This is a genomic window from Aeromonas sp. s13 (assembly GCF_040907905.1).
In the GTDB taxonomy this organism is placed as follows: Bacteria; Pseudomonadota; Gammaproteobacteria; order Enterobacterales; family Aeromonadaceae; genus Aeromonas; species Aeromonas veronii.
In genome coordinates, this window is sequence record NZ_JBFOCS010000037.1 from 72,201 (window position 1) to 87,366 (window position 15,166).

Below are 15,166 nucleotides of genomic sequence, written 5' to 3' on the forward strand. Positions count from 1 at the left end.
TCGCAGCCACAACCACTCACAGGTGGCTGCCGCCACCTGACTCGCGTTTAGGTCTCTTCGATACAGGGACCGGGGAGGCCGACTCCGGCCTCCCCGTTACAGGGGGATCAGACGTTCAGCAGCAGGAACTCCCGCTCCCAGCGACTGATCACCCCGAAGTAGGTCTCGTACTCTTTGCGTTTGACCGCAACAAAGGCGCGGGTGAAGCGCTCACCCAGCATCTCCTTGATGGGCTCGCACTGCTCGAGATGGCTGAGTGCCTCCTCCAGCGAGCGGGGCAGGCTGTAGGGCAGGTCATAAGCGCTCGACTTCATCTCCGGCAGCGGCTCCAGCTTCTCCATCATGCCGAGATAGCCACAGGCCAGAGTGGCGGCCAGCGCCAGATAGGGGTTGGCATCGGCACCGGCGAAGCGGTTCTCCACCCGCCGCGCGCTCGGGTCGGAGAAGGGCACCCGCAGGCCGCAGGTGCGGTTCTCTACGCCCCACTGGACGTTGCGCGGCGCGCTCTCGCCAAAGGTGAGGCGGCGGTAGGAGTTGACGTTGGGGGCCAGCAGGGCGGTCACCGCCGGGGTGTATTTCTGCAGACCGGCGATAAAGTGCATGAACTGTTCGCTGTTGCCGCCGCTCGCGGTACCGAACAGGTTGTGGCCGTTCACATCTTCCAGACTCTGGTGGATGTGCATGGCCGACCCCGGTTCGTCGCTCATCGGCTTGGCCATAAAGGTGGCATAGATGCCGTGGCGGTGTGCGGCCTCACGCATGGTGCGCTTGAACAGGAACACCTGATCCGCCAGATCGATCGCATCACCATGCAGGAAGTTGATCTCCATCTGGGCGGCGCCCGACTCGTGGATCAGGGTGTCCACTTCCAGTTCCTGCGCCTCGCAGTAGTCATACATGTCTTCAAAAATGGGGTCGAACTCGTTGACCGCATCGATACTGAACGACTGGCGGGCGGTCTCAGGGCGGCCGTTGCGACCGACCGGCGGCACCAGCGGATAGTCGGGGTCTTCGTTGCGGGTGACCAGATAGAATTCCAGCTCGGGCGCCACTACCGGCTTCCAGCCCTGCTTCTCGTAAAATGACAGAACCCGACGCAGCACGGAGCGCGGCGCGATGTCGATCAGCTTGCCGTTGACGTCGAAACAGTCGTGGATCACCTGGGCAGTCGGCTCCAGCGCCCAGGGGACAAAACGGATGGTGTTGGGGTCAGGATAGAGCTGCATGTCCCGCTCCAGCGGGTCGATCATGCTGTCGTCATCCGGATATTCGCCGGTCACCGTCTGGGTGAAAATCACCTCGGGCAGACGCATGCCCCCTTCACGCAAAAACTTGTTGGCTGGGATGATCTTGCCCCGGGCGTTGCCGGTGAAATCCGGGAACAGGCACTCCACTTCCGTGATGCGATTGCTCTCCATCCAGCCTTTTATACTGTCCATGTTAAACCCCGACTTTACGGTTGCCATTGGCAAGGGTGTCTAATATATGGAACACCCTTGTTATAAAATTGTAATCAACATCACCATAAAAGCCCGCCATCAAGGGCAATGTCAAGCGGGCGTGTTTAAAAAACTATAAATAACGGCGCATATAATGACCAAGGCGGCACCAAATACTAAACACTCAAATCCGTACGAAGCCCACCCTTCTCATCGTTGCAAAGGCGATGCCAACAGAGGGTGAAGCAGGCGCCAGATCCCGGCCAATCCCCCGCAGGAACGGACCATTTTTTTGCAAGGGCGCACAATCCTTATCCTATTTGCTTTGCTTGGCTGCATTTTTTTGGTACAAGGCCCGCCCTGATTTGCACTCTCTTGCATGAAACAGGTGCAAATCGGGATACAAGGGCTTGGTCTGTAGGCAGACAGCCCCCATAAACAGGGATAATTGGGTTAGTAAACTGACTGGTAGTTAATCGTATGTGTGATTTCATGACTGAAGACCAACTGGCCTTTTACAAGGGGCAGATCGAGCGACAGATCGTCGAGCTCGAAGAGCGCCTGAACTCCCAGGCCAGCCAGGCCATCGCCACCGACACCAACGAGATGGCTGATGAAATTGACCGTGCCAGTATCGAGGAAGCCCGCCGTCTGGAGCTGAACCGCATCGAGCACGACAAGCTGCACCTGCGCAAGCTGCGGGGCGCATTGAAGCGCATCAGCGAAGGGGATTTTGGTTACTGCGAATCTTGCGGTGACGAGATCTCCCTCAAGCGGCTGCATGCCCGTCCGGAATCCCGTTTCTGCGTCGAATGCCAGAGCACCAAGGAATTTAACGATACCCACGTGTTCCGTCGCGTCGCCTGATTCTTCGAAGAACCGTCACCATTCTGGTGCAACAGACGCCAGCAAGGCAGGGCCCTGCGCTCAAACCTTGCACAACGCCTCGCAGCAAGATGGTGACAAGTTCTGTTAGACTCCGGACACCTTCCGGAATCTACAGGAGAACAGAGAGTGAAATGGCTCATCAAGCTGTGTTTGTGCCTGCCACTGCTGGCACAAGCACAGGCTCTGACGGTCAAGGTCCCCAGCCGTCCCGTCAACAATCTTGACCAGGAGTACCAGTACAAGCTGCTGGAACTGGCCCTGACCCGCTCCGGGCAACCCTTTCGCATCCAGCCTGTCGAACTCGACCTCAACCAGTTCACCCTCCAGCAGCAGCTGAGCAAGGGCAAGACCATCAACGTCTTCTGGATGGGCACCTCCAGCGCACTCGAATCCTCCCTGATTGCCGTCCCCATTCCGCTGTTTCGCGGGCTGGAAGGATTGCGACTGTCCTTCATCCACGCAGATGCCCAAGAGAAGTTCAACCAGATCAATACCCTGGCCGACCTCAAACAGCTGAAGGCGGCGCAAGGGGTCGGTTGGGCCGATAACAAAATTCTGGAAAATGCGGGCATCCCGACCTTCTCCGGCCGATACAGCAGCCTGTTTCGCCTTATCAACGACGGCGACAAGATCGACTTCTTCCCGCGCGCCCTGGTGGAGATCTTCGCCGAGCGCAGCGAGCTGGTGGCGCAGTATCCCAACCTCGCTATCGAGCAGCATCTGCTGATCCGCTACCCCTTCGCCCAGTTCTTCTTCGTCAGCCCCGAATACCCCAAGCTGGCCAAGGCGATTCAGACCGGGCTGGAGCGGGCCTATGCCGATGGCAGCTTTATGAAGTTCTTCAATGACAACCCCAAGATCCGCGAAGCGCTCGCCAGCGCCAACCTCGATCAGCGGGTCACCATCGCCCTGCCCAATCCGGATATGACCCCATTGCTAAAATCCATTCCGGCCCAATATTGGGAGTATCCACCGCAGGGATAATCATCCCGATCGCCTGACCATGAGGGTCGGGCAGCGAGAACACTGTGCGCCAGGGAGGTGCCATGAAGGGAATCCAGGAGTGGTTTGCGGAGTATGGCCAGAGCCATCGCCATCCGGTCAACGTCGCCATCCACAAGCTGGCGGTGCCGGGCATCTATCTCTGCTCGCTGGCGCTGCTCTGGTGTCTGCCACACGGGCCCTTGCCAGAGCCACTCAACTGGGCGGCAGTGGCAGCCATTCCGGTGCTGCTGTTCTATCTGCAGCTGTCGTTTTCGCTGTTCGCGGGGATGGCCGGGCTGACCGCACTGGGACTGTGGATCTGCCACCAATGGCAGGGGCAGCTGTTGTGGTCCGCCGTGGCAGCGTTCGTGCTGCTCTGGATAGCCCAGTTTGTCGGCCACAAGATCGAGGGCAAACGCCCCTCCTTCCTCGCCGACCTGCAATTTCTGCTGATAGGCCCCGCCTGGGTGCTTGCCAGCCTCTATCGTCGCCTGGGCATTCCCTATTGAGGAGTGCCGGGCCAACAGGAGAGACCATGACACATAACCACACGCGACATAACGCCCTGCGCTGCGCCCTGCCCCTGCTGCTGGGGGCCCTGTTTGCCGGCCCGGCGCTGGCTGACAAGGCCGACCCGGTCGGTGAAGTGAGCACTGCCTTCAAGCTGTTTGGCCCCAACCACAAGATCCTGGTGGAGGCGTTCGACGACCCGCGCATCGACGGCGTCGCCTGCTATCTGGCGCGCCCCAAGACAGGTGGCGTCAAAGGCGGGCTGGGACTGGCGGAAGATCCCTCCCACGCCTCCCTGTCATGCCACCAGATCGGCCCCATCACCCAGCCCGAAAAGCTGAAAGCGGGGGAAGAGGTGTTCGATGTCAGCACCTCGCTGGTGTTCAAGGAGCAGAAAGTGGTGCGTTTTTACGACAAGAAACGCAATGCACTGGTTTACCTGACCTACAGCACCAAACTGGTGGATGGTTCGTACAAGAGTGCAGTCAGCGCCGTTCCCATCATGCCGTGGGGACAATAACCAGCCGGTTTGTCCGGTGATAGCTGACCCATTTTGTTGTAATTTGACGACACACACGCTGCGGAGCACATACCATGAAAGTCGCCGTATTCAGTACCAAGAGCTATGACAAAGAGCATTTCAACCAGGCCAACAGCCAGTACGGCTTCGACCTGGAGTTTTTCGATGTGCGGCTGGAGGCCAAAACGGCCCGACTGGCTCACGGCTTCCCGGTGGTGTGTCTGTTCGTCAATGACGATGCCGACCGCGAGGTATTGACCGAACTGGCTGCCAACGGCACCCAAGTGATTGCCCTGCGCTGCGCCGGTTACAACAACGTGGATCTGGCCGCCGCCAAAGAGCTGGGGCTGAAAGTGGTGCGGGTGCCTGCCTACTCCCCCGAGGCGACCGCAGAACACGCCGTCGGCATGATGATGTGCCTCAACCGCCGCATCCATAAGGCTTATCAGCGCACCCGCGACGCCAACTTCTCGCTGGAGGGGCTGGTCGGCTTCAACATGCATGGCAAGACCGTTGGCGTCATCGGCACCGGCAAGATCGGTCTGGCCGCTCTGCGCATCCTCAAGGGCTTCGGGGTTCGCCTGCTGGTCAACGATCCTTACCAGAATCCGGCAGCCATCGAGCTGGGAGCCGAGTACGTGGATCTCGATACCCTGTTCCGCCAATCCGACATCATCAGCCTGCACTGCCCGCTGTTCAAAGAGAACTACCACCTGTTGAACAAGGAGGCATTCGCCAAGATGAAGGACGGGGTGATGATCATCAACACCAGCCGTGGCGGCCTGCTCGACTCCAACGCCGCCATCGAGGCGCTCAAGACCTCCCGTATCGGCGCACTGGGGCTGGACGTCTACGAGGAGGAAGAGGATCTCTTCTTCTCCGACAAGTCCAACGAGGTGATCACCGATGACGTGTTCCGCCGCCTGTCTGCCTGCCACAACGTGCTGTTCACCGGCCATCAGGCATTCCTGACCCGCGAGGCGCTGCACGCCATCGCCGATACCACCCTCGGCAATATCCGCGCCATCGAGAGCCAGGGCCGCTGCGACAACGAAGTGGAATAAGGGCTCGCCCTCTCTTCGTCACGCGCCGGGTTGTGAGACCCGGCGCCTTCGGGTAGGCTAGCCCCCCTTTTTTATTCAGGAGTCTGGCGCCCATGTTTATCGGATTTGATTACGGCACCTCCAACTGTGCCGTGGCCGTGATGGAACAAGGTAGCCCCAGGCTGCTGAATCTTGGCGCATCCCGCTATCTCCCCTCCACCCTGCATGCACCCCACCGGGATGCTATCGCCGGTCTGTTGGCCGAAGGGCTGGCCCCCGCCCAGCAGGCGGAGTACCTCAAGCTGCGTGGCCCCGTGGTCACCCGCGCCCAGATGGTTCGCCGCCAGATGCGCGAAGAGGGACTGATCGACGAGCTGAGCTTTGGCGGTGCCGCGCTGGAGCGCTATCTGGAAGAGCCGGACGACGGCTACTACATCAAGTCACCGAAATCCTTCCTCGGGGCCTATGGCCTCAAGGCTCCCCAGATCGCCCTGTTTGAAGACATCGTCTGCGCCATGATGCTCCACGTTCGCCAGCAGGCGGAGCAGCAGCTCGGCGCCCCTATCCGCCAGGCGGTGATCGGCCGTCCGGTCAACTTCCAGGGGCTGGCGGGGGAAGAGAGCAACCAGCAAGCTATCGCCATTCTGACCGAGGCGGCCCGTCTGGCCGGTTTCGAGCAGGTGGAGTTCCTCTATGAACCGGTGGCCGCCGGGTTTGAATTCGAGGCGCGCCTCACAGAAGACGCCGTGGTACTGGTGGTGGATATCGGCGGCGGTACCACCGACTGCTCCATGCTGCGGATGGGCCCGAGCTACCGAGATCAGCTGGATCGCAGCGGCGATCTGCTCGGCCACAGCGGCCAGCGGATCGGCGGCAACGACTTCGATATCCGCCTGACGGTGGAGGGGATGATGCCGCTGCTCGGCATGCACGAGACCCTCAAGACCGGCAAGCCGCTGCCCCATCCGCTGTTCTGGGATGCGGCCGCCATCAACGACGTCAGCGCCCAGAGCCGCTTCTACAGCCTCGACACCGCCCGCCAGCTGCAGGATCTGCAGCTCGACAGCCAGCCCGGCAGCAAGCTGGGACGTCTGGCCAGCCTGCGGGCCCACAAGCTGAGCCACCAGCTGGTATGGCGTGCCGAGCAGGGCAAGATCGCCCTCTCGGAGCAAGAGCTCAATTGCCAGTCGCTGGCCGAGCTGGAAAAAGGGCTGGAAGCCGAACTGACCCGCGAACAGCTGGCCAACGCCTCAGCCCTGCTGCTGGAAAAAATTGGCGAGCTGATGGACGAAGCGATTGCCGCTGCCGGTGTGCAGCCGGATCGCATCTTCGTCACCGGTGGTAGCGCCCGCTCGCCGCTGATCGCCAGCTTTATCCGCCAGAAGCTCCCGTCCATCCCGCTTGAGGGGGGGGATGACTTTGGCTCGGTGGCCGCCGGTCTTGCCCGTTATGCCGAGCGGCTGTTCGCCAACTGAGCCCTGAGATAGCGTAAATCGATGGCAACATCACCCGTGTGTTGCCATTAAGCGACAGTCGTGCGGGACAAGGGGCGACAGAAGCGGTCGGTCGTCCCCTCTCCCGCCCTGCTCCCGACTGCCCAAAAAGGGTATTCTTGACGCTCCCCCAACCGGAGCCCCCTCATGCCCAGATTGCCCTTTTTGCTGATCCCCCTGTTACTGCTCGCTGGCTGCAGCTCGACCGCCTTTGTTCAGCAAGATCTGCAACACCACCACTGGGTACTGAGCAAACTGGATGACGAACCGATCAAGGCCCCCCGCGACAATCCTCCCGATTTCGAGATCGGCGAGCACTTCACCGTCAACGGCATCGCCGGTTGCAACCGCTACTTCGGTCAGGGCCATCTGGAAGATGACAAACTGTGGGTTACCAGTCTGGGCAGCACCGAAATGGCCTGCATGCCACCGCTCGACACCATCGAACAGGCCGTGCTGACCACCCTTACCGAGGGGGCGACCTTGAGCGGCACCAGTCAGAACCTGATCCTGCAGGGCAAACAGCACCGTTTGGAATACACCTTGCGCGACTGGGTGTTCTAGCGCTCACAAAGCCGCATCACAAACAGGAACATGTTGTCCGGCTGTGGCACAATATGAGGCAGAGTTCGCAACGGAGGCTGCCTCAGCCATGTCGATGGATCGCCTGTTTGACAAGATCAAACAACTCCCCACTATTCCCAAGCTGCTGCACGAGTTGATGCAGAGCTTTAACGACGAGAATGCCCGCATCGACGAGATTGCGGCCAAGATCGCCATGGATCAGGTGATCAGCGTCAAGGTGCTGCGGATGGCCAACTCGGCCGCCCTGCGCCGGGGCAATGAAGTGACCTCCATCGAACAGGCGGTGATCCGGCTCGGCTTCAACCGGCTGCGCTCCGTGGTGGTCGCCTCCGGCATCATCGGCACCTTCAAGGCCCCGCCCAGCTTCGACAAGAACAAGTTCTGGACCGAGACCTTCCAAGTCGCCACCATAGCCCGAACCTTGGCACAGGAGGCCAAGGTGATGGATCCCGAGACCGCCTTTACCTGCGCTCTGATCCACAACATCGGCGAGCTGCTTATTCAAAGCACCTTGCCGGAAGAGGCCGAGCTCATCAACATGGCGATCCAGAACGGCAGCAGCCGAGTCGAGGCCCAGCGGGAGATGCTGGGCTACGACTATGCCCAGCTCGGCGCCGAGCTGGCGCGGCGCTGGAACCTCTCCGAGGCCTTCGTCGATGCTATCTCCCAACAGCTTGACCCGCTCTCCCACGATCCGGTCAGCAAGGAGGCGGTGCTGATCCGCCTCGCCGTGTTTATCTCCTTCGCCTGGAACGCGGGCGTGCCTGCCCAGGCCATCATCGCACGCTTCCCCAAACCGCTCGCCGACCAGTTGGGACTGGATCCCAAGTCGCTGGCAGGCCAGCTCGAAACACTGCATGAACAGGGTAATGCCCTCGCCGATCTTCTGACTCAATAAGCATCATGACCCATCCGTTTCTGTTTCATCCCCAGGTGGCGCCCTGGTTCAAAGAGAGCGCCGACGCACTGCAATTGACCCTTTTTAGCGAGCTGGATGCGCCGATCCGCGAGGTATGGCTGCGCCACGAGCCGGATAACGAGGAGTACCTGATCCCGATGACGGCAGTCTCCACCCGCGATCGGCTGCAGGTATGGCAGGCGACCCTGCCGCTCATCAAGGGACAGGATATCCACCTCTACAGCTTCAAGTGCCTCACCGACGAGGAGCAGTGGTGGCTGCACGGGGCGGGCGTCAGCGCGTCCATGCCGCCACGGGAGCAACATTTTCGCTTCAACAGCCTGCACCAGCCACCGGCCTGGGTGCAGGATCAGGTGTTCTACCAGATCTTCCCCGACCGTTTCTGCAACGGCGATCCGTCGCTGAGCGTCAAGCATCACGAGTACGAGTACCGTGGCAAAGCGGTGATCAGCAAGGCGTGGGGCGAGCCGGTCAGTCGCCACGAAGAGGGCCACGGCGCCTGCGAATTTTACGGCGGCGATCTGGCAGGCATCGATGCCAAGCTCCACTACCTGCAATCTCTCGGGGTGACGGCGCTCTACCTCAACCCCATCTTCGATTCGCCGAGCAACCACAAGTACGACACCCAGGACTACTTCAAGGTGGACGCCCACCTCGGCAGCAACGAGCAGTTCGCCGAGCTGACCCGCAACCTGCACCAGCGCGGCATGAAGATCATCCTCGATGCGGTGGTCAACCACACCTCTACCGAGCACCCCTGGTTCTGCCCGCCACTGGGAGCCCAGAGCAACCCGGACTCCCCGTGGCGCAGCTTCTACACCTTTGACAAAGAAGGGGATTACGTCAGCTGGAAGGGCATTCGCAGCCTGCCCAAGCTCGACTTCTCCTGCGAGAAGGTGCAAGACGCCGTCTATCGGGCCGACGACGCCATCCTCCGTTACTGGATGCGCGCCCCCTACCAGATCGATGGCTGGCGCTTTGACGTCATCCACATGCTGGGCGAGCGCGGCACCGCCGAGGGCAATCGCAGTCACGTGCGCGCCATTCGCGGGGCAGTGAAGCAGGAGAACCCGGATGCCTATGTGCTCGGCGAACACTTCTTCGAGGCGAGCCAGTGGCTGCAAGGGGATCAGGAGGACGGCGCCATGAACTACTACGGCTTCGCCCATCCGATCCGCGCCTTCCTGGCTGGCAAGGACATCGCCTACCACCCCATCAAGATCAGCGCCGAAGAGCTGGATCGTTGGCTCAAGCTGGCGCGGGCCCACATCCCGTTCAAGAACCAGCTGGCACAGTTCAACCTGCTGGACAGCCACGATACCGCCCGCTTCCTCCATCTGCTGGGAGAGGACAAACAGCGGATGCAGCTGGCCGCCACCCTGCTGCTCACCTATATCGGTGTACCCTCCATCTACTACGGCGATGAAGTGGGGCTATCCGGCGGCAACGACCCGGACTGCCGCCGCTGCTTCCCGTGGGATACCACAGACTGGGATCACGTGCTGCACGACCACTATCGTCGGCTGATCCAGATCCGCCGCCAGCGCCCCTCCCTGCGCCGTGGCGATATCCAGACCCTCTACGCCGGGCCCCACAGCTATGTGTTCGCCCGTACCCTGCAAAGCGATCAGGTGGTAGTGGCTTGCAACCGCCACCCGAGCGAGCCGCGCACCATCAGCCTGCCCCTGTGGCAGACCGCCAGCCCTGCCAGCCGCTTCACCGACGCCTTCAACGGTGAGAAGTTTGAAGTGGTGCAGGGCGAGGTGCAGCTCACCATCCCCGCCAACTCGGCGAGAGTGCTGATCTCCAGCTGAGCGGGCAACTTACGCGCTGAAAAGCAAAACCGGAGCCCAAGGCTCCGGTTTTTTATTCCGTTCAATCCACCATGACGTCTGGCCCCTAACCAGCCGCCATCAGTAATTGATGCTGACGTAGGGCACTTCCGGCACCTGCCAGCGCTGCTTGAGGTAGACGGTGAGCACGAAGAAGAAGTTGGCCAGCAGGTTGGCGAAGCGATAGAGAATAGGATCGAAGGCCACCTCGCTCTCTTCCAGCCTGACCAGTAGCCGCACCACCTTCTTGCTGCCGCAGCGGCACAGATGGAGGGTGGGAATGGGCTGTGGCCCCTGTGGCAGCACAAAACCGGTGACGCTGCCGCGACTCGCCTCGTTGTAGTGGTCGTAACGGGCCTTGAGCCACTCAAGATCTGCGTCGAAGATCCCCAGCTTGCCGCGCACCGAGCCGTTGAGGTTGTAGATAAGCCGCTGCAACGCCGCGAGATCCGCCAGCATGGGCTCGGTATCGGCATCCGGCGCAAGGTGTGACAGCACGGCCCCGACCTGACAGCAGAGCTCGTCGGTGGCGATTTCAAAATCACACTTGAGCGAGGTTTCGAAGATAAAGGGGTAGCAGAGCTCGCGCTTGTCTCTTGGCTTCTTGGGGTTCATGGGGCAACCGGATTGGATAAAAGGCCAGTTTGCCAGCCCCGGGAAGGGCTGGCAAACGGCAGCTCATTACTTGCGTTACGCGCTGTGGCTCAGGCGTTCTTACTGGCGGGCTCGGTGGAGGGCTGGAACTGGTTGATCATCCGCAGCGCCTCCAGCATCCGCTGGTTGAAGCTGGTGAAGCGATCGACCTGCGCCGATTCCTCTTCTCCTCTCGCGGCCAGCACGGCCGGGGTCAGCGCCTGTTGCTGGGATGGTGGCAGCAGGCTATCCGCCTGTTTCTGCACCTGATCCAGCTTCGGCAGATAGTCGGCAAACGGCTTGATCAGATCCTGCAGGGAGTGCGCCCCCTGATAGGTCTGGCTCAGCTTGACGCTCTGTTTGAGCTTGAGGGAGTAGGAAGCCAGCTGGCTGTCATCCAGTTTCAATTCGCTTGCCTTGTCCAGCAGATCCTCGAAGTTGCCGGAGAAGAAGTTCCCCGCCAGCTCGTCGATCCCCTTGACCAGCTTGCCGATGGACTCCATCTCGTCGCTGCTGAGATCCCCCTCCAGCGAGAAGCTGAAGCTCTGGCTCGATTTGAGGCTGAACTGGCTGCCGCTCTCGCTGCTCTGGGACTTGGTCTGCCAGCTATCGTTGAAGCGCAGCACCACCTTGTCGCCATCCTTGGTCTGGATCTCCAGATACCCCTGCTGGCGGCTGGCCATCTCGGCTTGTCCCATGTCGGTCGGAGAAACCTTGCCGAAGAACTCCTTCTCGAACTCCTCGAGCCCTTTCTGGATCAGCTTGTAGCTCTGATCGATACCGGTTTTGATATCGTCGTTGTCAGTCGCCCACTTGCCGAGCTGCTTCTTCGCCTCGTCAAAACCCTTGTCGACCCCCTTGCGGGCCTGCTCCATCATCCCGGTCAGGTCGTCGTCGGATTTGCCATCGGCCCGCGCGGCACCGAGCCGTCCGGTCACGAACTGCAGCACGTTGTCCGCCACCGACTGGAAGTCGAACAAGGTCTCCGGGGTGATCTCCTCAGGTGCTTTCACCTTAGGAGCCTGATAGCCCTGGCCGTTGATCTCCAGCGAGAACTGCAATGCCTGCTGGATCAGCACCTGCGCCCACTTGGGCGGCTTGTGCAAGGAGACCTCCTCCTCGCTCTTGACCTGTTTCTGCTCCGCCTGTTGGGGCGATTTGGGAGAAACACCCACTCCCTTGGGTTGGGCTGCGCCCACGCCTTCGATCTGCATAATGTGTCCTCCCACCATGCCTGTAGATCAGCTATCGGCCTGACTGAACACTTCTTGACCACAAAATGCTGGACAATCTGCGGCTGGCTTTTAAAATCGGGCCCCTTTGGGTGGCCTGTTGCCTTCCCCCGATTTCGACCCGGCCCGGCCGGTGTGCATGTGAGGTATTTATGACCCAATCCCAACAGCCTTCCGCGAACGCTCCGGCGCCTAGAACCGCGGCCGACTATCAGGCCCAACTCGACGAAAAGCGCGCTCGCCTCACCGAGCTGTTTGCCGGCTTCACCCTCCCGGCGCTGGAAGTGCACAGCTCACCGGCGGAGTACTACCGGATGCGCGCCGAATTTCGCATCTGGCACGAAGGGGATGAACTCTTCCACTGCATGTATGCCCCGGCGACCAAAGAGATCATCAAGATAGACCACTTCCCCACCGCCAGCCGCCTCATCAACCAGTTGATGCCGCTGCTGCTGGAGGGGCTGCGCCCACACCCGGTGCTGCGCCGCAAACTGTTCCAGATTGACTACCTCTCCACCCAGTCCGGCCAGATCATTGTCAGCCTGCTCTATCACCGCAAGCTGGAGGCCGAATGGCAACAAGCCGCCGAAGCACTGCAGGCCGATCTGCGCGCCAAGGGGTTCGAGCTGCAATTGATTGGCCGCGCCCACAAGCAGAAGATCTGTCTGGGGGATGACTTCGTCATCGAACAGCTCAACGTGGCGGGTCGCCAGCTCACATACAAACAGGTGGAGAACAGCTTCACCCAGCCCAACGCCGCCATCAACGAACAGATGCTGGCCTGGGCGCTGGATGTGACCAAGGGGAGCGAAGGGGACCTGCTGGAGCTCTATTGCGGCAACGGCAACTTCTCCATCGCGCTGGCGCAGAACTTCCGCAAGGTGCTGGCCACCGAGATCGCCAAGCCGAGCGTCGACTCCGCCCAGTTCAACATCGCCGCCAACGGCGTCGACAACCTGATCATCCTGCGCATGTCGGCCGAGGAGTTCACCATGGCGATGCGTGGCGAGCGGGAGTTCAACCGCCTCAAGGGGGTCGACCTCAAGAGCTACCAGTGCAACACCATCTTCGTCGACCCCCCCCGCGCCGGTCTCGACGATGCCACCGTCAAGCTGGTGCAGGAGTACGACAACATCCTCTACATCTCCTGCAACCCAGATACCCTGCAGGCCAACATGGCCGTTCTGGGCGAAACCCACGAGATCGCCCGTTTCTCCCTGTTCGACCAGTTCCCCTGGACCCATCACATGGAAGCCGGGGTCTATCTGCGCCGCAAGGCCGGTTGATTCAGGCAGACAGGAAAACAACAACAGGGCCGGATGGCCCTGTTTTGTTATTGACTGAACATCGGCCTCACTCCAGCCGGAAGTGACCCACGATCTCCCGCAGCCGGTCGTAGGTCTGCTGCATCGCCGCAGAGCTGGCGACCGTCGCTTCGCCATTGCGGGTCAGCTGGCGGATCACTTCGGCGATGGCGCTCATGTTGCGGTTGATCTCTTCGGCCACCGCGCTCTGCTGCTCCGCCGCCGTGGCGATATGGCTGATGAGATCGTTGATCTCCACCACTTCCCCTGCCATCAGATCCAGCGACTCGTTGACCCTGGTGGTGTTCTCGGCCGCCCCCTGACAGCTCTGCTTGGTGTTGCCCATGGCATCCACCACGGTGCGGGTGCCCCGCTGCAGACTGGCCAGCATGGTCTGGATCTCGGCTGTGCTCTGCTGGGTGCGGGCCGCGAGGGAACGCACTTCGTCCGCCACCACCGCAAAGCCACGCCCCTGTTCACCAGCGCGGGCCGCCTCGATGGCGGCATTGAGGGCCAGCAGGTTGGTCTGTTCGGCAATGCTGCCGATCACCCCCAGCACGGAGCCAATCTGCTGCACATCCTGCTGCATCGCTTCGATGGAGCGAGCAGTGGCTTCCACTTCGTCCACCAGCGCCATCACGCTGGCCATCGCCTGATCCACCACCTGACGGGACTGGCTCGCCAGCTGCTGGCTCTGGCCGGTGAGCTGGGCGGTGCTGGCCGCACTCTCGGAAACGGAGACCGCGGTGCGGCTCATCTCGTTGATGGCAGTCACCACCTGCTCTGTCTCGCGCACATGATCCGCCAGCAGGGACTGGGCGGCGCCGGTCTGACTGGCCAGCCCCTCGATGCCGCTGTTGAGCTGGCCGCTCGCCTGCCGCACCTCCCCCATCATCTCCTGCAGCCGCTCGATAAAGCGGTTGATGCCGGCCGAGATCTGGCCCAGATCATCCTTGCTGGTCACCGCCAGCCGGCGGGTGAGATCGCCGCTGCCGCGAGAGAGCTCCAGCACCAGATCCCGCAGCGAGAGGATAGGGCGATAAGCCACGTTGAGCGCCAGCATCGCCAGCACCATCACCACGATCGCCACGCCGCACAGCGCCATGATGATCTGGCCGTTGAGGGCCCGGGTCATGGCTCGGATGTAGTCAAGATCGATGTAGCCGGTCAGCGTCCAGCTGCTGCCGCGAATATCCAGCTGGTTGGGGCGCGCTTCGCTCTCCCCCTGCGGCTTGCTGTCATAGAGGCTGTTGCCCTGACTGTCGGCCAGCGAGAAGTAGCGGCCATCGCCACTCATCTTCTCCAGCAGGCTCTTGAACTCACTCATGTCGAGGTAGTAGAGATAGGCGGAATCAGCACCGCGCGGCACCAGAATGGTGATGACCGGCTTGCCATCCACCTGTTGCAGCGGGCTGACGGTGATCTGGTTGTTGGCGGCGGGGATCAGCTTGCGCAGGGCATCGACCTTGGCGTTGTCGTTGATGACACCGCTCACGTCGAAGGCCATGTCGCCGATCACTTTGACGATATTGTGAAAGCCGGTCTCTTGCAGGGTCTTCTTGACGTTGGTCACCCCGAAGTTGAGGTTGGCGGCCAACAGGATTTTCTGATTGATGTCGCTGGCCAGCTTCTCTTTGACCAGAGTGATCTGCTCGGTGATGTTGTGGGTGGCCTGAGTGCGAATGTAGCCACTGATGAAGTGATTCACGCTGAGCCCGGCGGTGCCGATGGTGACCAGAATGGCCAATAGCAGCAAGAGGTAAATCTTGACCTTGAATGGCATG

At 61.0% G+C, this 15,166-nt stretch carries 14 protein-coding genes; 10 read left to right on the forward strand and 4 right to left on the reverse strand.

Annotated elements, in window-relative coordinates; translation table 11 throughout:
• Positions 1 to 107: 107 nt before the first annotated feature.
• Complete coding sequence (locus AB5Y82_RS06005) at positions 108 to 1,439, reverse strand: glutamine synthetase family protein (protein ID WP_111900449.1); 1,332 nt, start codon at positions 1,437 to 1,439, stop codon at positions 108 to 110.
• A 480-nt stretch (positions 1,440 to 1,919) separates the two neighbouring features.
• Between AB5Y82_RS06005 and AB5Y82_RS06010 the strand changes: the two genes are divergently transcribed.
• The 9 genes from AB5Y82_RS06010 to malZ all read left to right on the forward strand — a co-directional run bounded on the left by AB5Y82_RS06010 (position 1,920) and on the right by malZ (position 10,195).
• Positions 1,920 to 2,306 carry a TraR/DksA C4-type zinc finger protein gene (locus AB5Y82_RS06010; RefSeq protein ID WP_005356952.1) on the forward strand — a complete coding sequence of 129 codons (387 nt, stop codon included), beginning with the start codon at positions 1,920 to 1,922 and terminating at the stop codon, positions 2,304 to 2,306.
• Between the two features lie 147 nt (positions 2,307 to 2,453).
• A complete protein-coding gene (locus AB5Y82_RS06015) occupies positions 2,454 to 3,311 on the forward strand; it encodes a hypothetical protein (RefSeq protein ID WP_111900448.1) in 858 nt (285 codons plus the stop codon).
• A gap of 62 nt (positions 3,312 to 3,373) precedes the next feature.
• Complete coding sequence (locus AB5Y82_RS06020) at positions 3,374 to 3,820, forward strand: DUF962 domain-containing protein (RefSeq protein ID WP_111900447.1); 447 nt, start codon at positions 3,374 to 3,376, stop codon at positions 3,818 to 3,820.
• A gap of 26 nt (positions 3,821 to 3,846) precedes the next feature.
• Positions 3,847 to 4,341: a CreA family protein gene (locus AB5Y82_RS06025; RefSeq protein ID WP_368173761.1), complete on the forward strand. Its 495-nt coding sequence runs from the start codon at positions 3,847 to 3,849 to the stop codon at positions 4,339 to 4,341.
• Positions 4,342 to 4,415: 74 nt separating this feature from the next.
• Positions 4,416 to 5,405: a 2-hydroxyacid dehydrogenase gene (locus tag AB5Y82_RS06030; RefSeq protein WP_005340720.1), complete on the forward strand. Its 990-nt coding sequence runs from the start codon at positions 4,416 to 4,418 to the stop codon at positions 5,403 to 5,405.
• A 92-nt stretch (positions 5,406 to 5,497) separates the two neighbouring features.
• The gene (yegD, locus tag AB5Y82_RS06035; RefSeq protein ID WP_127007290.1) at positions 5,498 to 6,859 is read left to right on the forward strand and encodes a molecular chaperone; all 1,362 of its coding nucleotides are present in this window, start codon (positions 5,498 to 5,500) and stop codon (positions 6,857 to 6,859) included.
• A gap of 165 nt (positions 6,860 to 7,024) precedes the next feature.
• Complete coding sequence (locus AB5Y82_RS06040) at positions 7,025 to 7,441, forward strand: META domain-containing protein (protein ID WP_159142717.1); 417 nt, start codon at positions 7,025 to 7,027, stop codon at positions 7,439 to 7,441.
• Between the two features lie 88 nt (positions 7,442 to 7,529).
• The gene (locus tag AB5Y82_RS06045) at positions 7,530 to 8,360 is read left to right on the forward strand and encodes an HDOD domain-containing protein (protein WP_075116200.1); all 831 of its coding nucleotides are present in this window, start codon (positions 7,530 to 7,532) and stop codon (positions 8,358 to 8,360) included.
• Between the two features lie 5 nt (positions 8,361 to 8,365).
• On the forward strand, positions 8,366 to 10,195 hold the full coding sequence (malZ, locus tag AB5Y82_RS06050; RefSeq protein WP_005355500.1) for a maltodextrin glucosidase: 1,830 nt from the start codon (positions 8,366 to 8,368) through the stop codon (positions 10,193 to 10,195).
• 99 nt (positions 10,196 to 10,294) lie between these two features.
• Here the strand turns inward: malZ and AB5Y82_RS06055 are convergent, their stop codons facing one another.
• Both AB5Y82_RS06055 and AB5Y82_RS06060 read right to left on the reverse strand, forming a co-directional pair.
• Positions 10,295 to 10,828 (reverse strand): ATP--cob(I)alamin adenosyltransferase, encoded by a 534-nt coding sequence (locus AB5Y82_RS06055; protein WP_042081773.1) that lies wholly within the window; start codon positions 10,826 to 10,828, stop codon positions 10,295 to 10,297.
• A gap of 89 nt (positions 10,829 to 10,917) precedes the next feature.
• Positions 10,918 to 12,060 carry a DUF5610 domain-containing protein gene (locus AB5Y82_RS06060; protein ID WP_368173762.1) on the reverse strand — a complete coding sequence of 381 codons (1,143 nt, stop codon included), beginning with the start codon at positions 12,058 to 12,060 and terminating at the stop codon, positions 10,918 to 10,920.
• A gap of 170 nt (positions 12,061 to 12,230) precedes the next feature.
• Between AB5Y82_RS06060 and trmA the strand changes: the two genes are divergently transcribed.
• Positions 12,231 to 13,364: a tRNA (uridine(54)-C5)-methyltransferase TrmA gene (gene trmA, locus AB5Y82_RS06065; protein WP_368173763.1), complete on the forward strand. Its 1,134-nt coding sequence runs from the start codon at positions 12,231 to 12,233 to the stop codon at positions 13,362 to 13,364.
• 67 nt (positions 13,365 to 13,431) lie between these two features.
• On the opposite strand, the gene AB5Y82_RS06070 is transcribed toward trmA, so the two are convergent.
• On the reverse strand, positions 13,432 to 15,165 hold the full coding sequence (locus AB5Y82_RS06070) for a methyl-accepting chemotaxis protein (RefSeq protein WP_368173764.1): 1,734 nt from the start codon (positions 15,163 to 15,165) through the stop codon (positions 13,432 to 13,434).
• Position 15,166 lies beyond the last annotated feature (1 nt).

Coding starts and splice junctions, on each gene's coding strand:
- AB5Y82_RS06040 (WP_159142717.1), top strand. CDS start 7,025: ATGCCCAGATTGCCCTTTTTGCTGATCCCCCTGTTACTGCTCGCTGGC.
- yegD (WP_127007290.1), top strand. CDS start 5,498: ATGTTTATCGGATTTGATTACGGCACCTCCAACTGTGCCGTGGCCGTG.
- AB5Y82_RS06025 (WP_368173761.1), top strand. CDS start 3,847: ATGACACATAACCACACGCGACATAACGCCCTGCGCTGCGCCCTGCCC.
- AB5Y82_RS06030 (WP_005340720.1), top strand. CDS start 4,416: ATGAAAGTCGCCGTATTCAGTACCAAGAGCTATGACAAAGAGCATTTC.
- AB5Y82_RS06005 (WP_111900449.1), bottom strand. CDS start 1,439: ATGGACAGTATAAAAGGCTGGATGGAGAGCAATCGCATCACGGAAGTG.
- AB5Y82_RS06010 (WP_005356952.1), top strand. CDS start 1,920: ATGTGTGATTTCATGACTGAAGACCAACTGGCCTTTTACAAGGGGCAG.
- AB5Y82_RS06045 (WP_075116200.1), top strand. CDS start 7,530: ATGTCGATGGATCGCCTGTTTGACAAGATCAAACAACTCCCCACTATT.
- malZ (WP_005355500.1), top strand. CDS start 8,366: ATGACCCATCCGTTTCTGTTTCATCCCCAGGTGGCGCCCTGGTTCAAA.
- AB5Y82_RS06060 (WP_368173762.1), bottom strand. CDS start 12,060: ATGCAGATCGAAGGCGTGGGCGCAGCCCAACCCAAGGGAGTGGGTGTT.
- AB5Y82_RS06020 (WP_111900447.1), top strand. CDS start 3,374: ATGAAGGGAATCCAGGAGTGGTTTGCGGAGTATGGCCAGAGCCATCGC.
- trmA (WP_368173763.1), top strand. CDS start 12,231: ATGACCCAATCCCAACAGCCTTCCGCGAACGCTCCGGCGCCTAGAACC.
- AB5Y82_RS06055 (WP_042081773.1), bottom strand. CDS start 10,828: ATGAACCCCAAGAAGCCAAGAGACAAGCGCGAGCTCTGCTACCCCTTT.
- AB5Y82_RS06070 (WP_368173764.1), bottom strand. CDS start 15,165: ATGCCATTCAAGGTCAAGATTTACCTCTTGCTGCTATTGGCCATTCTG.